The sequence below is a fragment of the Salinirubellus salinus genome (assembly GCF_025231485.1).
In the GTDB taxonomy this organism is placed as follows: Archaea; Halobacteriota; Halobacteria; order Halobacteriales; family Haloarculaceae; genus Salinirubellus; species Salinirubellus salinus.
On sequence record NZ_CP104003.1, the window covers coordinates 2,968,707 to 2,985,724 of the forward strand.

A 17,018-nucleotide genomic window follows, 5' to 3' on the forward strand; every position below is an offset into this window, starting at 1 on the left:
GCCGCGCCCGCCGGCATAGTGTTTACGTAAAATTTGCCCCGTTCGCCCGAGCGGCGCTCTGCCGGACGTTCGTCCACTTTCCCCGCTGCCACCGTGCGTCCGTCACGCCCGCTCCGCGAACGACGGCCGCTCCCGTGACACGTGTCCGGTCGAGCCCGCCGCCCGTGAGAGGTGTTCGCGTGTGTGGCGCCGACACGCCGACGGCGGCCCCGTCGCACGGCTCACTGCGTTCGGCGGTCGACCGTACCGTGGCCGTCACTGCGTTCGGGCCACGCGCCGCGGACTCGCGGGTCGCTTCGCTCCCCGCTCGTCAGTCCGAGGCTTCGCTCGCGGCTTCGCCGCTCGCTTTCGAGGGCTCACTTCGTTCGCCCTCGCTCTCGCTCCCCGCGGTCGCTGCAGCCTCGCGTGCCTCCTCGACGCTCTTGCCGTCCCGGACCAGCGCCTCCACGAAGAACTCGCCCGCCTTGAACGAGGAGCGGACCATCGGCCCCGACGCGCAGTAGAGGAACCCGAACTCGTCCTCGGCGACCCGCCCCCACGTGTCGAACTTGTCCGGGTGGACGTAGTCGAACACCTCGAGGTGCGAGCGCGAGGGCTGGAGGTACTGGCCGAAGGTGACGATGTCCGTACCCACCTCGCGCAGGTCCGAGAGTGCCTGGTACACCTCGTGGTCGTACTCGCCGACCCCGAGCATGAGCGAGGTCTTCGCGTACGCGTCGGACTCGGCGTACCGCTCCAGCACCTTCAGACTCTGCTCGTAGCCCGCCCGGCGGTCACGGACGGGCCACTGCAATCGCTCGACGGTCTCCACGTTGTGCGCCAGCACGTCCGCCCCCGCCTCCGCGACGGTATCGACGAGAGCCATCTCCCCCTGGAAGTCGGGGGTCAGGGCCTCGACGAGGACGCTCGAGTCGCGGCGTTTTATCTCGCGGATGGTCTCGGCGAAGTGCTCGGCACCCTGGTCGTCGAGGTCGTCGCGGTCGACCGAGGTGAGGACGACGTAGTCCAGCCCGATCTCGGCGACGGCGTCGGCGACGTTCCCCGGCTCGGCCGGGTCCAGCGGCTCCATCCCGCCGGTCTGGACGTCGCAGAAGTTACAGCCGCGAGAGCAGTGCTCGCCCATCAGCATGAACGTGGCCGTCCCCGGCCCGTTGCGCCCGGACCAGCAGTCACCGAGGTTCGGGCAGGAGGCCTCCTCGCAGACCGTGGTCAGGTCGTGGTCACGAAGCGTGTCGCGTATCTCCGTGAACCGGCGACCCGACGGGGGGCGCATCTTCAGCCACTCCGGCTTGCGGACGCCGCTCATCGAGCCTGCGTACGTGTCGCCGGGTGAAAGCCCTGTGGTTCCCACGCCGACCTCCCCCCGGCGTCGACGCTGGGGCCCCGTTCCTTTCACGGAACTAACGGTAGATTCATGTGCAATAGCGTTGACACTGGTTCCCAGTGTTCGAACTCTCGACCGAGGACATCACCGAGGGGTCGCTGTTGCGTGCCCTGCTCCTCCTCGCCGCGCCCCTGCTGGTCCAGCAACTCGCGCTGGTCGCCAACCAGGTCGCGGACCTCGTGTTCCTCGGGCGGTTCTCCGGTGCGGCCGTCGCGGGTGTCTCGCTCGCGTTCCCCGCCGTCGTCCTCCTGTTCGCCGTCGTCGCCGTCGGTCCGTTCGTCGGGACGCAGGTCCTCGTCAGTCAGCGCGTCGGTGCCGACGACCGGGCGGGCGCTCGCCGGGCGCTCGGCACCGGGCTGGCGACGGCCGTCGCGCTCGCGCTCGCCGTCGGTGCTGTCGCCTACCTCGCGGCCCCGGCGCTCGTCGACCTGCTCACCGCCGTCCGGCCCGCGGGGACCGACCCCGCCGTCGAACGGGCCGCCGTCGACTACCTCCGCGTCGTCGGCCTCGGGCTGGTCGCCATCGGCCTCGGCGACACCCTCGAGGCCGGCTTCGTCGGCTGGGGCGACTCGCGGGCCTCGCTGTACATCAACCTCGCCACCGTCGGCACGAACGTCGTCCTCGACCCGCTCCTCATCTTCGGCTTCGCACCGCTGGGCGTCCCCTCGCTGGGGGTGACCGGTGCCGGCCTCGCGCTCGTCTGCGGGTCGCTCGCCGCCTTCGTCCTCGGCGCCGCGATGCTCGCGGCCGGCCGCGCGAAGGGGCTGGTCGGGAGCGAGACGTTCGCCCCCGACCTCGAGGAGGTGCGCGAACTGCTCGACATCGGTGGCCCGAGCGCCGCCCAGCAGGTGGCCCGCCAGAGTGTCAGGCTGGTCGTCGTCGTGGTCGTGTTCGCCGCCGCCGGGGGGGCCGGGCTCGCCGCGTACTTCGTCGGCGCCCGGGTCGCCGCCGTCGCGTTCGTCCCCGCCATCGGCCTCCAGCAGGCGGCCCAGAGCGTCGTCGGGCAGAACCTCGGCGCCGAGCGGCCGGACCGGGCGGGCCGCACGACGTGGCTCGGCGTCGGTATCGCGGCCGGTGGGCTCGCGGTGGTCGGGGCCGCCCAGTGGTTCGTCCCCGGTGACCTCGCCGTCCTGCTCGTCCCCGAACTCTCGGGCGAGGCGCTCGCGCTCGCCGAGCAGTACCTCCGTATCCTCGCGTACGGCTACCCGGCCATCGGTGCGGCCTACCTCCTCGAAGGGGGGTTCAACGCCGCCCGCCGGACCCGGACGAGTTTCGTCGCCACGCTCTGTCAGTTCTGGGCGATTCGCCTCCCCATCGCCGCCGCCGGCGTGTTCCTGCTCGGCTACGGCGTGCAGTCGGTGTTCTGGGCCGTGACGATATCGAACGTCGTCGTCGCCGTCGGCCTCGCCGTCTACTACCACCGGGAGGTCGACCGGGGGATGCTCGGGCGGGCCGCGGAGACGGCGAGCGGCTAGCGGCCGGCACGAGGGTTCCGTGCGACGCGCCCGACGGGCCGGCATGGTCCGCTCCACCGAGCCCAGCCGGGACGAGTTCGTCCACGAGGGCCCGATACGGCTGCTCGGGAACGGCTGGGTGGAACTCCCAAGCGGTCGCCTGCTCTCGCCGGAGGCGGTCCACCACGTGGACCCGGCGTACTGTCGTCGCGGTTCGGTGCGGAACCCACCAGTACGCTCACCTGCCGTGAGGCGCGGCGCGCGAACCCGACAGCAAAAGTCCGGTGTCGGAACGTTCTTCCCCGATGGGTCCTCCACTCTCTCCCGTGACTGAGGGCTCCGATGCAGGTCAGTGAGGCCGTCCCGGCGTTCGCCGACGCGTTCCCGTTCGAGTCGTTCAACCGGATGCAACGGGAGGCCATGCCCGCTATCCTCGAGAGCGACGCGAACGTGGTCGTCAGCGCGCCGACCGCCTCGGGGAAGACCGCGCTCGCGGAGCTGGCCATCTGCCGGACACTCGAACGCGAGGGGACCGCGCTCTTCCTCGCGCCGCTGCGCGCGCTGACCAACGAGAAGGAGGCCGAGTGGGAGCGCTTCGAGGAGATGGGCTACTCGGTGTACGTCGTCACGGGCGAACGGGACCTGAACCCGCGGCGCGCCGAGCGCGCCGACATCCTCGTGATGACGCCGGAGAAGGCCGACTCCGCGACGCGCAAGCACGACACGCCGCGCTACGAGTTCATCACCGACGTCGACTGCTGTGTCATCGACGAGGTCCACCTGCTCGACTCGGACCGTCGCGGCGCGGTGCTGGAGGTGACGCTCTCGCGGCTCCGGCGGCTCTGTGACCCCCGCGTCGTGGCGCTCTCGGCGACGATGCCGAACGTCGACGACGTGGCCGAGTGGCTCGACGCCCCCGACTCGAACACGTTCCGCTTCGGCGACGAGTACCGTCCGGTGCCGCTGCACGCCACCGTCGAGACGTACGCCCACGGCGAGAACTCCTTCGCCGACAAGTACCGCCGACTCTATCGGGCCCTCGACCTCGCCCAGCCACACGTCGAGGACGGCGGCCAGGCGCTCGTGTTCGTCTCCTCCCGACAGGACACGGTGCGTGCGGCCGAGAAGGCACGTGACGTCGTCGCCGAACGCGACATCGAGATGGGCGCCCGCGGCGACTACGACTTCCACGTCGACGCCGAGGACCTCCGGAACGACACGCTCCGCCAGTCCGTCGTCGACGGGGTGGGGTTCCACCACGCCGGCCTCTCCCGTGAGGACAAGAACGCCGTCGAGGCGTGGTTCAAGGCGGGGAAGATACAGCTCCTGTTCTCCACCTCGACGCTCGCGTGGGGCGTGAACCTCCCCGCACGGTGTGTCGTCATCCGTGACACGAAGCTCCACGACCCGCTGGAGGGCGAGGTGGACATGAGTCCGCTCGACGTGCTCCAGATGCTCGGGCGGGCGGGCCGGCCGGGCTACGACGACGCGGGCTACGCACACGTGGTCTGCGACGGCGCGGACGCCGCGAAGTACCGCACACTCCTGCAGGAGGGCAAGGAGATCGAGTCCCGGCTCGCGGGGGAACTCGACGCCCACCTCAACGCCGAGATCGCGCTGGGTACCATCGGCGACGTGGACGACGTGATGGACTGGCTGGAGACCACCTTCTACTACGTCCGGGCGAACTCGGCGCCCGACCGGTACTCCTCGGGTGACTCCCTGCGCGAGCGGGTCCGTGACACCCTCCGCTCGCTCGTCGACGACGGGTTCGTCGTCACCGAGGAGGGGAACCTCGGCCTCGAAGCGACCGCGCTCGGTCGTCTCGCCTCGAAGTTCTACATGCGACTCGACACGGCACGGGAGTTCGCCGACCTCGCCGAACGGGCCGCAGACGAGGACCGCCCCACGGTCGGCGAGGCCGACATCCTCCACGCCGTCGCCGCGGCCGGCGAGTTCGACTCCGTCTCCGCTCGCCGTGACGAACGCGAGGCCGTCCGCGCGGTGCTGGGTGCCGAAGGCGACGACCTCGACCCCGGCAACCGGAAGGTGCTCGCCATCATCCGCGCGTCGATGGACGGCACGACCCCGAGCGAACTCCGAAGCGACGCGTGGGTCATCCGGCAGAACGTGCTCCGCCTGCTCGCGGCCCAGCGCGCGTTCCTGCGGGAACTCGGCTCCCCGGCCGCCGCCAACCTCGCCTGCCGCGTGGAGGCCCGCGTCGAACACGGCGTCGGGAGCGACGCGGTCGGTCTCACGGCCGTCGAGGGCGTCGGCTCCGGCCGCGCCCGGAAACTCGCCGCCGAGGGGTTCCAGACCCCCGAGGACCTCCGCGCCGCCGGTGTCTCGGGGCTGGTCGACGCCGGCATGAGCGAGGGCGTCGCCGAGCGCCTGCTGGAGAACGCGAGTGGCCTCCCCGACCCCGCCTTCGACTGGGGCGCGTTCCCCGACGAGATCCGACAGGGCGAGAACGAGATGTGCGACGTGACGGTCTCGAACGCGGGCGACGGGGCTGTCGCCCACCTCGCGGCCAGCGTCGAGGGGCGGGAGATGACCAGCACCCGCTGTTACCTCGGCGAGCGGTCGCTCCCGCTGGGCGTGTTCGGCGCCGACCCCGACGACCACGAGACGCTCACCTACACCGTGACCGTGACGTTCCCGGAGCTGCCCCTGCCGCCCGTCTCGGAGTCGCGGACGGTGCGGGTCGTCGAGTGAGGTGAGCGAGCGCCGGCCAGACGCACCGTTATCGCCTCCTGCGACCCGTGAGGTGGTATGTCACGAGCGACGAGCGACGGGAGCACTGGGGAGACTGCCCACGAGGCCGACCGTCCGGGTGCCACGCTCGAAGCCGGCTACGTCGAGACGAACGGCATCAGGACCTACTACGAGCGCCGCGGGAACGGCCCGCCGGTCGTCTTCGTCCACGGTGTGGTCATGAGCACGACGATGTGGGCGCGCCAGCTGGCGACCCTGAGCGACGAGTTCACCACCGTCGCCTACGACGTCCGCGGCCACGGCCGGACCGGCGGGTCGCCCGTCGAGCCCTACTCGATAGCCCTGTTCGCCGAGGACCTCGACGCGTTGCTGACGGCACTCGACATCGAGCGGCCGGTCCTCTGTGGGCTCTCGATGGGCGGGGCCGTCGTCCAGACCTACGCCGCGAGGCACCCGGAGAGGGTGGCCGGCCTCGTCCTGGCCGACACGTTCACGCCCGGCCCGCTCCCGCTCGCCGGTCGACTGGCGTTCGCGAACATCCGGTTCCTCGGGTTCCTCGGGCGGTACGTCGACTACAAGCGACTCAACCGACTCCAGATGTGGGTCGGTAACCGCCTCGCGTCGGGGTGGGCCGGTGACGAGGTGACCGTCCAGACCCTCGTCGACTCGGACCCGCGCCTCCCCAGCCACGAGTTCAGCAAGGTCACCCGCGCCACCGCCGCCTTCCCGGCCACCGACCTCGATTGCTCGGGGATCACCGCGCCGGTGCTGGTGCTCTACGCGGCGCACGCCCCGGCCGGGGCGCGTGAGATGGCCGTGGCCGTCGCAGACGCCTTCCCGAACGCTCCAGTCGAGTGTGTGGCCGTCCCCGACGCCGGGCACGCCGTGAATCTCGACAACCCCTCGTTCTTCGACCGGACGGTGCGAGCGTTCTGCCGACGGGTCGCCGGACGGGTCGACGCCTGACCGGTCTCGCCCCCGACGCTCTTTTACCGGGGACCGGAGTACCCCGTCCCATGCGAGCGCTCACCCTCGGCCCCGAGGGCACGTACTCACACCGGGCGACCCGCGCCGTGGCCGACGACATCGACTTCACCGAGTCGGTCACGGGCATCGTCGACGGCGTCGCGTCCGGCGAGTACGAACGCGGGGTCGTCCCCATCGAGAACAGCATCGAGGGTTCGGTCACCGAGTCGCTGGACGCGTTGGCCGACCGGAACGTCGCCGTCGTCCAGGAGATCATCACGCCCATCCGCCACGCGCTGATGGCCCAGCACGGCGAGTTCGACCTCGTCGCCAGCCACGCGCAGGCGCTGGCGCAGTGTCGGGCCTACCTCGACGCCGAGTACCCCAACGCCACGATGGAGGCCGTCGCCTCCACCGCCCGCGGCGTCGAGCGCGCCCGCGAGGACGACCGCGTCGCCGCCATCGGGCACCCCGACACCGCCGGCGACGACCTCCGCGTCCTCGCCGAGGACATCCAGGACCGCACGTCCAACGCCACGCGGTTCCTCGTCCTCGCCCCCGAGTCGGAGCGCAGCGAGGCGGGCGGCAAGACCAGCCTCGTCGTCTACCCGAACACGAACTACCCCGGCCTGCTGCTCGAGATGCTCGAACCGTTCGCCGACCGCGACATCAACCTCTCGCGCGTGGAGTCCCGCCCCTCGGGCGAGCGACTCGGCGACTACGTGTTCCACCTCGACTTCGCCGCCGGCATGTACGAGGAACGCGCGAAGGAGGCGGTCGCGGAGCTGGAGCAGCTGGGCGAGGAGGGCTGGGTGCGGGTGCTGGGGAGTTACGACAGCAAGACCGTCCTCTACTAGAACCCACTTTGTACTCGTCGGGTTCGCTCGCTGCGCTCGCGAACCACTCCTCGCAAAAACTTGGGGAAAAAGTGCGCTCCTCGCTTCGCTCGGAGCGGGTGGGTGTGCTGGTGACTACAGCACAGCACCGCCTCCGCACCCCGACAGCTACCGCCTCCGCGCCGCACGGCACCGCCCGCCACGCCTATACCGCCGTCCGGCGAACGCGAGGTATGCGAATCGAGTACGACCGGGACACCTGTATCGGGATGTTCCAGTGCGTGGCGGAGTGGGACGCGTTCGAGCGGGACGAGTCGGCCGGGAAGGCCGTGCTCGCCGACAGCGAGGAACGCGAGGAGGACGTGTTCGTCCGCGAGATCCCCGAGGACGCGGAGTTCGACGCGAAGTTCGCGGCCAGAGTGTGCCCCGTCGACGCCATCCGGGTGTTCGACGACGACGGCGAGCAGATAATCCCCTGAACGCACGTTCGATACGGGCGAACGTCTTTCGTATAAAAGTGCTGTGGCAGCTCCTTCCAGACGTCGCCGTATCTGCCGTCGGGGCACCGCTAGCGGCGGGGCTGGTCGGGACTCGGTGGCGTGAAAGAAGTGAGGACGTCCGGGTTCGGGCCGCGTCCGCTTACGCGATCTTGTCGTACTGGTCGGCGAGCTTCTCGGCGGCCTCGTCCATCAGCTCGGACTCGTAGTCGTCGAGGTCCCACTCGACGACCTCCTCGACGCCGTTCGAGCCGAGCTTGACCGGGACACCGAAGGCGGTGTCCTCGTAGCCGAACTCGCCCTCGAGCTTCACGGAGCCGGGCAGCACCTCGCCGGTGTCGTGGAGGATGGCCTCGACCATGTGGGCGACGCCCGTCGCCGGGCCCCACTGGGTCGCGCCCTTGCGCTCGATGACGTCCATCGCGGACTGCTGGAGGTCACCGAGGATCTCCTCCTTCTCGTCGGCGCTGAACTCGGGGTCGGTGCCGTCGACACGGACCTTGGAGAACATGGGGACCTGCGCGTCGCCGTGCTCGCCGAGGATGGTCGCCTCCACGTTCTTGACCGGCGCGTCGAAGCGCTCGGAGAGGACGTAGCGGAACCGGGCGGAGTCCAGACGGCCACCGAAGCCGATCACCTTCTGGCGTGCGCGGTCACCCGCCTCGTACAGGTGGCGGTTGAGCAGGTCCACCGGGTTCGAGGTGGTGACGGAGACGAAGTCGTCGTTGTACTCGGCGAGCGACGAGCCGATGTCCTCCATGATGGGGGCGTTGTCGCCCGCGAGGTCGATGCGGGTCTGGCCCGGCTGTCGCGGGATGCCGGCCGTGATGACGACGACGTCCGAGCCGGCGGTGTCCTCGTACCCGCCCTGGACGACCGTGGTGTTCGAGTCGTAGGCGATGCCGTGGTTCGTGTCGGCGGCCTGCCCGACCGTCTTCTCCTCCATGTCGGGGATGTCCACGAACACGAGTTCGTCGACGATGTCACGAAGTGCGAGGTTGTACCCCGCCGCGGCACCCACCGTGCCAGCGGCACCGATGACGCTCACTTTCGTCATACTGGAGGGCACGACCTAGCCCGTAATAGGTCCCTGTGATTCGTCCTCGCGGGTGGGCTTCCCCCGGCCGACGGCTCACCCGAGTCGCTCCAGCACCGCGTCCGCGTCGTACGCGAGCGACAGCTCGCGCGAGCGCCCCCGACCCTCAACGTTCGTGTACTCGGCGTCGATGACCCCGAGCTGGTCGAGCTTGTTGATGATCTCGGAGTAGCGGGTGTAGCCCAGCCCGGTGTCCTCGGTGAACGCCTCGAACACGTCGCCCGCGCGCGAGCCGTCGTGCTGGGCGAGGGTCCGGAGGAACGCCCGCTCCGAGTCCGCCAGCGACCGGAGGTGCCGCGAGAGGTGGACGTACTTCGCCTTCTCGTAGGCCTCGTCCACGTCCTCCGTGGCGACCTCCGTCGACCCGCGCATCTCCGCGTTCAGGCCAGCGCGCCGGAGCAGGTCGATGCCCACCCGCAGGTCGCCGCCGGACTCGTCCGTCAGCGCCGCGACCCGGTCGAGCACCTGCGGGCCGACGGCGTCCTCCCGGAACCCGCGCTCGACCCGCTCGCGGAGGATGTCGACCGTCTCGGACTGGCCGTACCGCGAGAAGTAGACCTCCTCGGGCCGGAAGACGGACTGGACCCGGCCGTCGAGTTCGTCGACGATCTCGAGGTCGAGGTCCGAGGAGACCACGATGACCCCCACCTTCGCCCCGGCGTGCTCCTCGTGCGCGCGGAGGAGCGAGTAGAGTGTGTCGCTCGCCTCGCTCTCGTAGAACAGGTAGTTCACGTCGTCGAGCGCCACCACGAGCACCTCGTCCTCCTCGACGAGGTGGTCCGTGATCTGCCCGAACAGTTTCTTGAACGAGATGCCAGAGGTCGGCGGTTCGTACTCGAAGATACCCTCGAACAGCCGGGAGAAGACGGAGTAACGCGTCGAGTTCACCTGACAGTTGACCCGGACCGCGCGGACGTCGGAGACGGCCTCGAGTTCGTCGAACAGTTTCATCACGGCCGTCGTCTTCCCGGTTCCGGGCGGGCCGTTCGCGAGGACGTTGAGTGGGCGCGAGCCGCGTACCGCGGGTCGGAGCGCGTACTTCAGCGTCTCCATCTGCGTCTCCCGGTGGAGGAACGCCTCGGGGAGGTAGTTCGAGTCGAACACGCCCTCGTCGCGGAAGACGGACTCGTCCCAGCCGAGCATGTCGCCCCCACCGTCGGACCGGAGGTCTGACGAGGCTCGCGTTCCGTCGGAACGCTCACCACCGTCGGTGGCCATCTCGCGCTCTCTCGGCCCCTCGCCTTCCCGGTCTCCCATTTCACTTTCACCACGGTCGGGCCGGGGTAAAACGCTTCCGCCCGGACCGCTCGGGAGTTCCAGACGAAACGAAGGGGGGTCGCCGCGAGCGGCGCTCACGCGAAGGTTTTTGACCGGCAGGGACCACGTCGATTCCATGGACTATCGGCAGGTCGAGGGGGGACGCGAGTTCGTCGCACGCATGTCCCACGGGGAGGACTGGCGCGCCCAGATAGAGGCCTTCGCCGCCGAACAGGGGGTCGATGCGGCGTTCTTCTACGGACTCGGCGCGGTGCAGGACGCGGAACTCTACTTCTACGACCAGGACGAACAGGAGTACTACCCGGAGCCGTTCGACGAACCGTTCGAGGTGGCCTCGTGTGTCGGGAACGTCTCGATACTGGACGGCGAGCTGTTCGCCCACGCGCACGTGACGCTCTCGCGCGAGGACGGGTCGACCGTCGCCGGCCACCTGAACACGGCGACGACGTTCGCGGGCGAACTCTACGTCCGCGAGTTCGACGCCACGCTCGAACGGGAACACGACCCGGTGACCGACCTCGACCTCTGGCCGCTGTAGATGCGCGAGGCAGACGAACGGTACTTCCGGCGACTCGAATCCCGCCTCGACGAGGCGATGGACGTCGCCAGCGACGCCCGGAAACGCGGCGGTGACCCCACCGACGAGGTGGAGATCCCCATCGCGAAGGACATGGCCGACCGCGTCGAGAACATCCTCGGTATCCCCGGCGTCGCCGAACGGGTCCGGGAGATGGAGGCCGACCCGAACCTCTCGCGCGAGGAGGCGGCGCTCGAACTCGCCAGCGACTTCGCCGACGGGAACGTGGGTGACTACGACACGAAGGCCGGGAAGGTGGAGGGCGCGGTCCGCACGGCTGTCGCCCTCCTGACGGAGGGGGTCGTCGCCGCCCCCATCGAGGGGATCGACCGCGTCGAGGTGCTGGAGAACGACGACGGCACCGAGTTCGTCCGCGTGTTCTACGCCGGTCCCATCCGCTCGGCGGGGGGGACCGCACAGGCGCTCTCGGTGCTCGTCGCCGACTACACCCGGACGCTCGTCGGCATCGACCGCTACAAGCCGCGCGACGACGAGGTCGAGCGCTACGTCGAGGAGATCGGCCTCTACGACTCCGAGACCGGCCTCCAGTACACGCCGAAGGACAAGGAGACCCGCTTCATCACCCAGAACGTCCCCATCATGCTCGACGGGGAGGCGACGGGCGACGAGGAGGTCGACGGCTACCGCGACCTCGAACGGGTCGACACCAACTCCGCCCGCGGCGGGATGTGCCTCGTCCTCGGTGAGGGTATCGCCCAGAAGGCCCCGAAAATCAAGCGCTACACCTCGCAGCTCGACGAGGTCGACTGGCCGTGGCTCGACGACCTCATCGACGGCACCATCGGGAAGGACGACGGGACGGAGGCGGAAGCGGAGCCTACCGAGGCGGACGCGCCCGAGGAGGAGGCGGAGGTGGCCGACGACGCGGAGACGGACGCCCCGGCCCCGACGGGCCCGACCGGCCCGAAACGGCCCGACCCCGCCACGAAGTTCCTCCGCGACCTCATCGCCGGCCGGCCGGTGTTCGGCCACCCCTCCAGACCAGGTGGGTTCCGCCTGCGCTACGGCCGCTCGCGCAACCACGGCTTCGCGACCGCCGGCGTCCACCCCGCGACGATGCACCTCGTCGACGACTTCCTCGCCACCGGGACGCAGATCAAGACCGAACGGCCGGGGAAGGCGGCGGGCGTCGTCCCCGTCGACTCCATCGAGGGACCGACGGTCAAGTTGGCGACCGGCGAGGTCCGTCGCATCGACGACCCCGAGGAGGCCAAACGGGTCCGCAACGGCGTCGACGCCATCCTCGACCTCGGCGAGTACCTCGTCAACTTCGGGGAGTTCGTCGAGAACAACCACCCGCTCTCGCCGGCCTCCTACACGCCGGAGTGGTGGGTGCAGGACCTCGAGCACGCTGGCGCGGACGTGCAGGCGCTGGAGGACGACCCGCGCGTCGATCTGGAGGCCCCGCCGGCCGAGCGGGCCCTCGAGTGGGCCACCGAGTACGACTGCCCCCTGCACCCGAAGTACACCTACCTCTGGCACGACCTGCCGGTCGAGCAGTTCGACCGGCTCGCCGGGGCGGTGAGCGAGGGCCACTGGGCCGAGGCGGACGGGATGGCGCTGGCCCCCGACGACGGGACTGACGAGGCGGCCGACACCGAGGGGGGAACGCTCGTCCTCCCGCGCTCGGAGTTCCTCACCGACGCGCTCGAGGTGCTCCTCGTCGAGCACACGCAGGGCGAGGAGACGGTGACGGTCCCGGACGCGAAGCCGTTCGTGCTGTCGCTCGGCCTCTCGGCGTCGCTCGACCGCGAGTGGGAACGCTCCGACCTCTCGGCCGAGGCGCGACAGTGGGGCTCGGACGAACCGGGCGAGAACAGCGTCCGTGCGGTCTGCGAGGTCGCCCCCTTCGAGGTCCGCGAGCGGGCCCCCACCCGCATCGGGTCGCGGATGGGCCGCCCGGAGAAGTCCGAGAAACGCGACCTCTCGCCCGCCGTCCACACCCTGTTCCCCATCGGCGAGGCCGGCGGCAGTCAGCGCGACGTGGCCGCCGCCGCCGACTGGATGGCCGACCGCCACGCCAAGGCCGGCGAGGTCGAGGTCCAGATCTCCCGACGGGTCTGCCCCGAGTGCAACACCCACACCTTCCGGGCGCGCTGTCCGGAGTGCGAGGCGGTCACGAACCCGCGGTACGCCTGCCGCGACTGCGGCACGCCCGCCGTCCCGGACGCGAACGGCCGGGCGGTCTGTCCCCGGTGTGAGTCGAACGCCACGCCCGTCGAGTACCGGAAACTCGACCTGAAGTCGGAGTACCGCAACGCCCTCGAGTCGGTGGGCGAGCGTGAGGCCGCCTTCGGGACGCTGAAGGGTGTCAAGGGACTCACGAGCGCCGAGAAGGTGCCCGAACCGATGGAGAAGGGCATCCTCCGGGCGAAGAACGGCGTCTCCACGTTCAAGGACGGCACCGTGCGCTACGACATGACCGACCTCCCGGTGACGAGCGTGCGTCCCGCCGAACTCGACGTGACCGCCGACGACTTCCGCGAACTCGGCTACCACGAGGACGTCGACGGCCAGCCGCTGCGCCACGACGACCAGCTGGTCGAACTGAAGGTGCAGGACGTGGTGCTCTCGGACGGCGCGGCCGAGCACATGATGCGGACCGCGGACTTCGTCGACGACCTGCTCGAGCAGTACTACGGGATGGAGCGGTTCTACGAGATAGACGAGCGTGACGAACTCGTCGGTGAACTGGTGTTCGGGATGGCGCCGCACACCTCCGCCGCGGTGGTCGGGCGAGTGGTGGGGTTCACGAGTGCGGCTGTGGGGTACGCACACCCGTACTTCCACGCGGCGAAGCGGCGGAACTGCTTCCACCCGGAGACCGAGATACAGTACGAGGCTCCGGACGGGGGCATCGTGAGCGAGCGAATCGACACGTTCGTCGAGTCGCGGTTCACCGACCCCGAGACGGACGACTTCGGGACGCTGGTGGAGGAACTGGACGGTACTGTTCGAGTGCCGTCGCTCACCGCGGAGGGGAGAGAGGTGCTGAAGCCGGTCGAAGCGGTGTCGAAACACCCCGCCCCCGACCACCTCGTCCGAATCGAGTTGGACTCGGGGCGGTCACTCCGGTTGACCCCCGACCATCGGATGCTCCGGGTTCACGACAGCGAGGTCGAACGCGTCGAAGCCTCCGGGATAACCGTCGGTGACGAGCTCGCACACTCCACGCTCGCGGCTCACGGTCGGCAGTCGCTGGAGGCCGCGGCCGACGGTGGGGTCTCTACGCGCGATGTCGTCGAGACCGAAGTCGTGCCGAGCGACACCGAGCACACGTACTGTCTCACGGTCACCGATACGCACGTCCTCTCCGCTAATTATCAGCTCGCTGCCAACTGCGACGGCGACGAGGACTGCGTCATGCTCCTCATGGACGGCCTGCTGAACTTCTCCAAGAAGTTCCTCCCCGACCAGCGCGGCGGGAAGATGGACGCACCCCTCGTGATGTCCTCGCGCATCGACCCCTCCGAGATCGACGACGAGGCGCACAACGTCGACATCGTCGAGGAGTACCCACGCTCGTTCTACCTCCAGACGCTGGAGATGGCCGACCCCGGCGAGGCCGACATCACCATCGCCGAGGAGTACCTCGGCACGGACCGCGAGTACCACGGGTTCAGACACACCCACGACACCACGGACATCGCGCTCGGGCCGGACCTCTCGGCGTACAAGACGCTGGACGACATGCAGAAGAAGATGGACGGGCAGCTCCAGCTCGCCCGCAAGCTCGCCGGCGTGGACGAGACGGACGTGGCCGAGCGCATCATCGAGTACCACTTCCTGCCGGACCTCATCGGTAACCTCCGGGCGTTCTCGCGGCAGAAGACCCGCTGTCTCGACTGCGGCGAGGACTACCGCCGGATGCCCCTCACCGGCGACTGCCGGGAGTGTGGCGGGCGGGTGAACCTCACCGTCCACAAGGGGTCGGTGAACAAGTACATGGAGACGGCCATCACCGTCGCCGACGAGTTCGGCTGTCGTCCCTACACCAAGCAGCGGTTGCAGGTGCTGAAGACGTCGCTCGAGAGCGTGTTCGAGGACGACACGAACAAGCAGAGCGGGATCGCGGACTTCATGTGAATCTTTCTGTGCGGCGGGTCGGCCGAAGGCCGACCGCTTGCGCAAAAGCGTTCACGCAAAAGGCGCTGCTTGCTCCGCTCGCAGCGGGTGAGACCGCGCCTCCGGCGCGGTACGCTGGCGGGACCGCGGCAGCACCGCACCGCCCGATAGTTCGCTCAGTCGGAGTGACGCTTTTCTCCCTCCGTGCCCTCCCGTCCCCCGTATGACCCGCAACCCCTTCGAGGAGATGGAACGAGCGTTCGAGCGGATGGGCAAGCAACTGGAGGGATTCGGTCCCGAGGTGGTCTCGCAGACCATCCGCGTGGACGTGGTCGACGACGGCGACGCCTACGTCGTCACCGCCGACCTGCCGGGCTTCGACCGGGCGGACATCGAGGTGAAACTCGCGGACCGACGGCTCGAACTCGCGGCCGAACGCGACGAGGAGACGACGGAGGAAGGCCCCGACTACCTCCGCCGCGAGCGGCGACGGGGGTCGCTCCGGCGGACGGTCCCACTCCCGGGACGCGTCGACAGCGAGGGGACCGAGGCCAACTACGACAACGGCGTCCTCACGGTCACGCTCCCGAAACACGAGAGCGAGAGCGGCGTCGACATCCCTGTCAACTGATGCTTCTCGTGGGCGGCGCTCACCGCCGTCCTCGGCGCCCGTCACGGCAGCCACTCGGCGTCCGCCAGTCGTCTGACGACGAGTTCGGGGCGCCGCTGTCTATCGGTTTCACTTTCACTCCGGTAGGCCGGCGCTTATGACCAACACCCGAGTAGGACTGGTTGCACACGCTCCCCTTTCCTCTTCGGCGTGACGTATAACACGGAGCCACGGCTACGGCGAGCATGCTCTCACTCGCCGACGTCGAGGCCGCTCGCGAGCGACTCGCGGACGTGGCCCGGCACACGCCGATGGACCACTCACACACCTTCTCCGACTGGACGGGCGCGGAGGTCCACGTCAAGCTCGAGAACATGCAGCGGACGGGGTCGTTCAAGATCCGCGGGGCCTCGAACCGCATCCAGCAGCTCTCGCCGGCCGAGAAGGAACGCGGCGTCGTCACGGCCAGCGCCGGCAACCACGCACAGGGGGTGGCGCTGGCGGCGACACGGGCGGGCGTCGACTCGACCATCGTCATGCCGGAGTACGCCCCCATCTCGAAGGTGAAGGCGACCGAGGGGTACGGGGCGCGGGTGGTCCTCCACGGCGAGGACTACGCCGCCGCGGCCGAGCGGGCCCACGAGATAGAGGCCGCCGAGGACCGAACCTACGTCCACGCGTTCGACGACGAGGCCGTGATGGCCGGGCAGGGCACCATCGGCCTCGAGATCGTCGAGGACCTGCCCGAGGTGGACACGGTGGTCGTCCCTATCGGCGGCGGCGGGCTCATCTCCGGCATCGCCACCGCCGTGAAGGGCGTGAACCCCGACATCCGCGTCGTCGGCGTGGAGGCCGAGGGGGCCGCCAGTGTCGCGGACTCGCTGCGCAAGGGCCGTCGCGTCGAACTCGACCAGGTCGACACCATCGCCGACGGTATCGCCACCCGCGCCGCGGGCGCGAAGACGTTCGAGGTCATCCGCGAGCGGGTCGACGAGGTGGTGACGGTGAACGACCGCGAGATTGCGATGGCGCTGGTCGCCCTGCTGGAGCGGTCGAAGTCGCTCGTCGAGGGCGCGGGCGCCGTCGCCGTCGCCGCCCTCGTCGAGCAGCGGTTCGACTTCGACGACGGCGAGGTCATCGTCCCCGCGTGCTGCGGCGGGAACATCGACCTGAACGTCCTCCAGACGGTCATCACCCGGGGGCTCATCGAACAGGGCCGGTTCCTCCGCATCCGAACCGTCCTGAAGGACCGACCCGGCGCGCTCGAACACCTCATCGAGGTCATCGCGGCCAACCGTGCGAACATCTACGCCATCCAGCACGACCGGGCCTCGAAGGACGTGGCGCTGAACGCCGCGGACGTCGAACTGGACCTGGAGACGCGGGGCCACGACCACGTCGCCGAACTGGTCGCGTCGCTGGAGGAGCACGGCTACGAGGTCGAGATTCTCGCGTAGGGCGGGGGCGGGGGCGTCACGGCCCTTCTCCGGTGACGGTCGGTGGGAGGCCGCCGCGTTCG

12 protein-coding genes and 1 pseudogene are annotated in these 17,018 nt (G+C 69.7%); 10 read left to right on the forward strand and 3 right to left on the reverse strand.

What is annotated here, in order from left to right; all coding sequences use genetic code 11:
* Positions 1–310 precede the first annotated feature (310 nt).
* Positions 311–1,306 carry a lipoyl synthase gene (lipA, locus tag N0B31_RS15615; RefSeq protein WP_368389191.1) on the reverse strand — a complete coding sequence of 332 codons (996 nt, stop codon included), beginning with the start codon at positions 1,304–1,306 and terminating at the stop codon, positions 311–313.
* Between the two features lie 137 nt (positions 1,307–1,443).
* Here lipA and N0B31_RS15620 point away from each other — a divergent pair, with 137 nt between their 5' ends.
* The 6 genes and pseudogenes from N0B31_RS15620 to N0B31_RS15640 all read left to right on the forward strand — a co-directional run bounded on the left by N0B31_RS15620 (position 1,444) and on the right by N0B31_RS15640 (position 7,834).
* Complete coding sequence (locus N0B31_RS15620) at positions 1,444–2,859, forward strand: MATE family efflux transporter (protein WP_260592554.1); 1,416 nt, start codon at positions 1,444–1,446, stop codon at positions 2,857–2,859.
* 43 nt (positions 2,860–2,902) lie between these two features.
* A pseudogene (locus N0B31_RS22735) lies at positions 2,903–3,031 on the forward strand (hypothetical protein); the annotation flags it as partial.
* Between the two features lie 149 nt (positions 3,032–3,180).
* Positions 3,181–5,553 (forward strand): DEAD/DEAH box helicase, encoded by a 2,373-nt coding sequence (locus tag N0B31_RS15625; protein WP_260592555.1) that lies wholly within the window; start codon positions 3,181–3,183, stop codon positions 5,551–5,553.
* Between the two features lie 57 nt (positions 5,554–5,610).
* On the forward strand, positions 5,611–6,519 hold the full coding sequence (locus tag N0B31_RS15630) for an alpha/beta fold hydrolase (protein ID WP_260592556.1): 909 nt from the start codon (positions 5,611–5,613) through the stop codon (positions 6,517–6,519).
* A 50-nt stretch (positions 6,520–6,569) separates the two neighbouring features.
* Entirely contained in the window at positions 6,570–7,376 is an 807-nt protein-coding gene (gene pheA / locus N0B31_RS15635) for a prephenate dehydratase (RefSeq protein WP_260592557.1), read from the forward strand.
* A gap of 212 nt (positions 7,377–7,588) precedes the next feature.
* Positions 7,589–7,834 (forward strand): ferredoxin, encoded by a 246-nt coding sequence (locus N0B31_RS15640; RefSeq protein WP_260592558.1) that lies wholly within the window; start codon positions 7,589–7,591, stop codon positions 7,832–7,834.
* Between the two features lie 160 nt (positions 7,835–7,994).
* Here the strand turns inward: N0B31_RS15640 and mdh are convergent, their stop codons facing one another.
* Both mdh and N0B31_RS15650 read right to left on the reverse strand, forming a co-directional pair.
* Positions 7,995–8,909 (reverse strand): malate dehydrogenase, encoded by a 915-nt coding sequence (mdh, locus tag N0B31_RS15645; RefSeq protein ID WP_260592559.1) that lies wholly within the window; start codon positions 8,907–8,909, stop codon positions 7,995–7,997.
* A 75-nt stretch (positions 8,910–8,984) separates the two neighbouring features.
* Entirely contained in the window at positions 8,985–10,166 is a 1,182-nt protein-coding gene (locus tag N0B31_RS15650) for an ORC1-type DNA replication protein (RefSeq protein ID WP_380628474.1), read from the reverse strand.
* Positions 10,167–10,341: 175 nt separating this feature from the next.
* Between N0B31_RS15650 and N0B31_RS15655 the strand changes: the two genes are divergently transcribed.
* From N0B31_RS15655 to ilvA, 4 genes are all read left to right on the forward strand, one after another.
* Positions 10,342–10,764 (forward strand): PPC domain-containing DNA-binding protein, encoded by a 423-nt coding sequence (locus N0B31_RS15655; protein ID WP_260592560.1) that lies wholly within the window; start codon positions 10,342–10,344, stop codon positions 10,762–10,764.
* On the forward strand, positions 10,765–14,910 hold the full coding sequence (locus tag N0B31_RS15660) for a DNA-directed DNA polymerase II large subunit (RefSeq protein ID WP_260592561.1): 4,146 nt from the start codon (positions 10,765–10,767) through the stop codon (positions 14,908–14,910).
* 202 nt (positions 14,911–15,112) lie between these two features.
* Complete coding sequence (locus N0B31_RS15665; protein WP_260592562.1) at positions 15,113–15,520, forward strand: Hsp20/alpha crystallin family protein; 408 nt, start codon at positions 15,113–15,115, stop codon at positions 15,518–15,520.
* Positions 15,521–15,744: 224 nt separating this feature from the next.
* Complete coding sequence (gene ilvA, locus N0B31_RS15670; protein ID WP_260592563.1) at positions 15,745–16,956, forward strand: threonine ammonia-lyase; 1,212 nt, start codon at positions 15,745–15,747, stop codon at positions 16,954–16,956.
* The last annotated feature ends 62 nt before the right edge of the window (positions 16,957–17,018 follow it).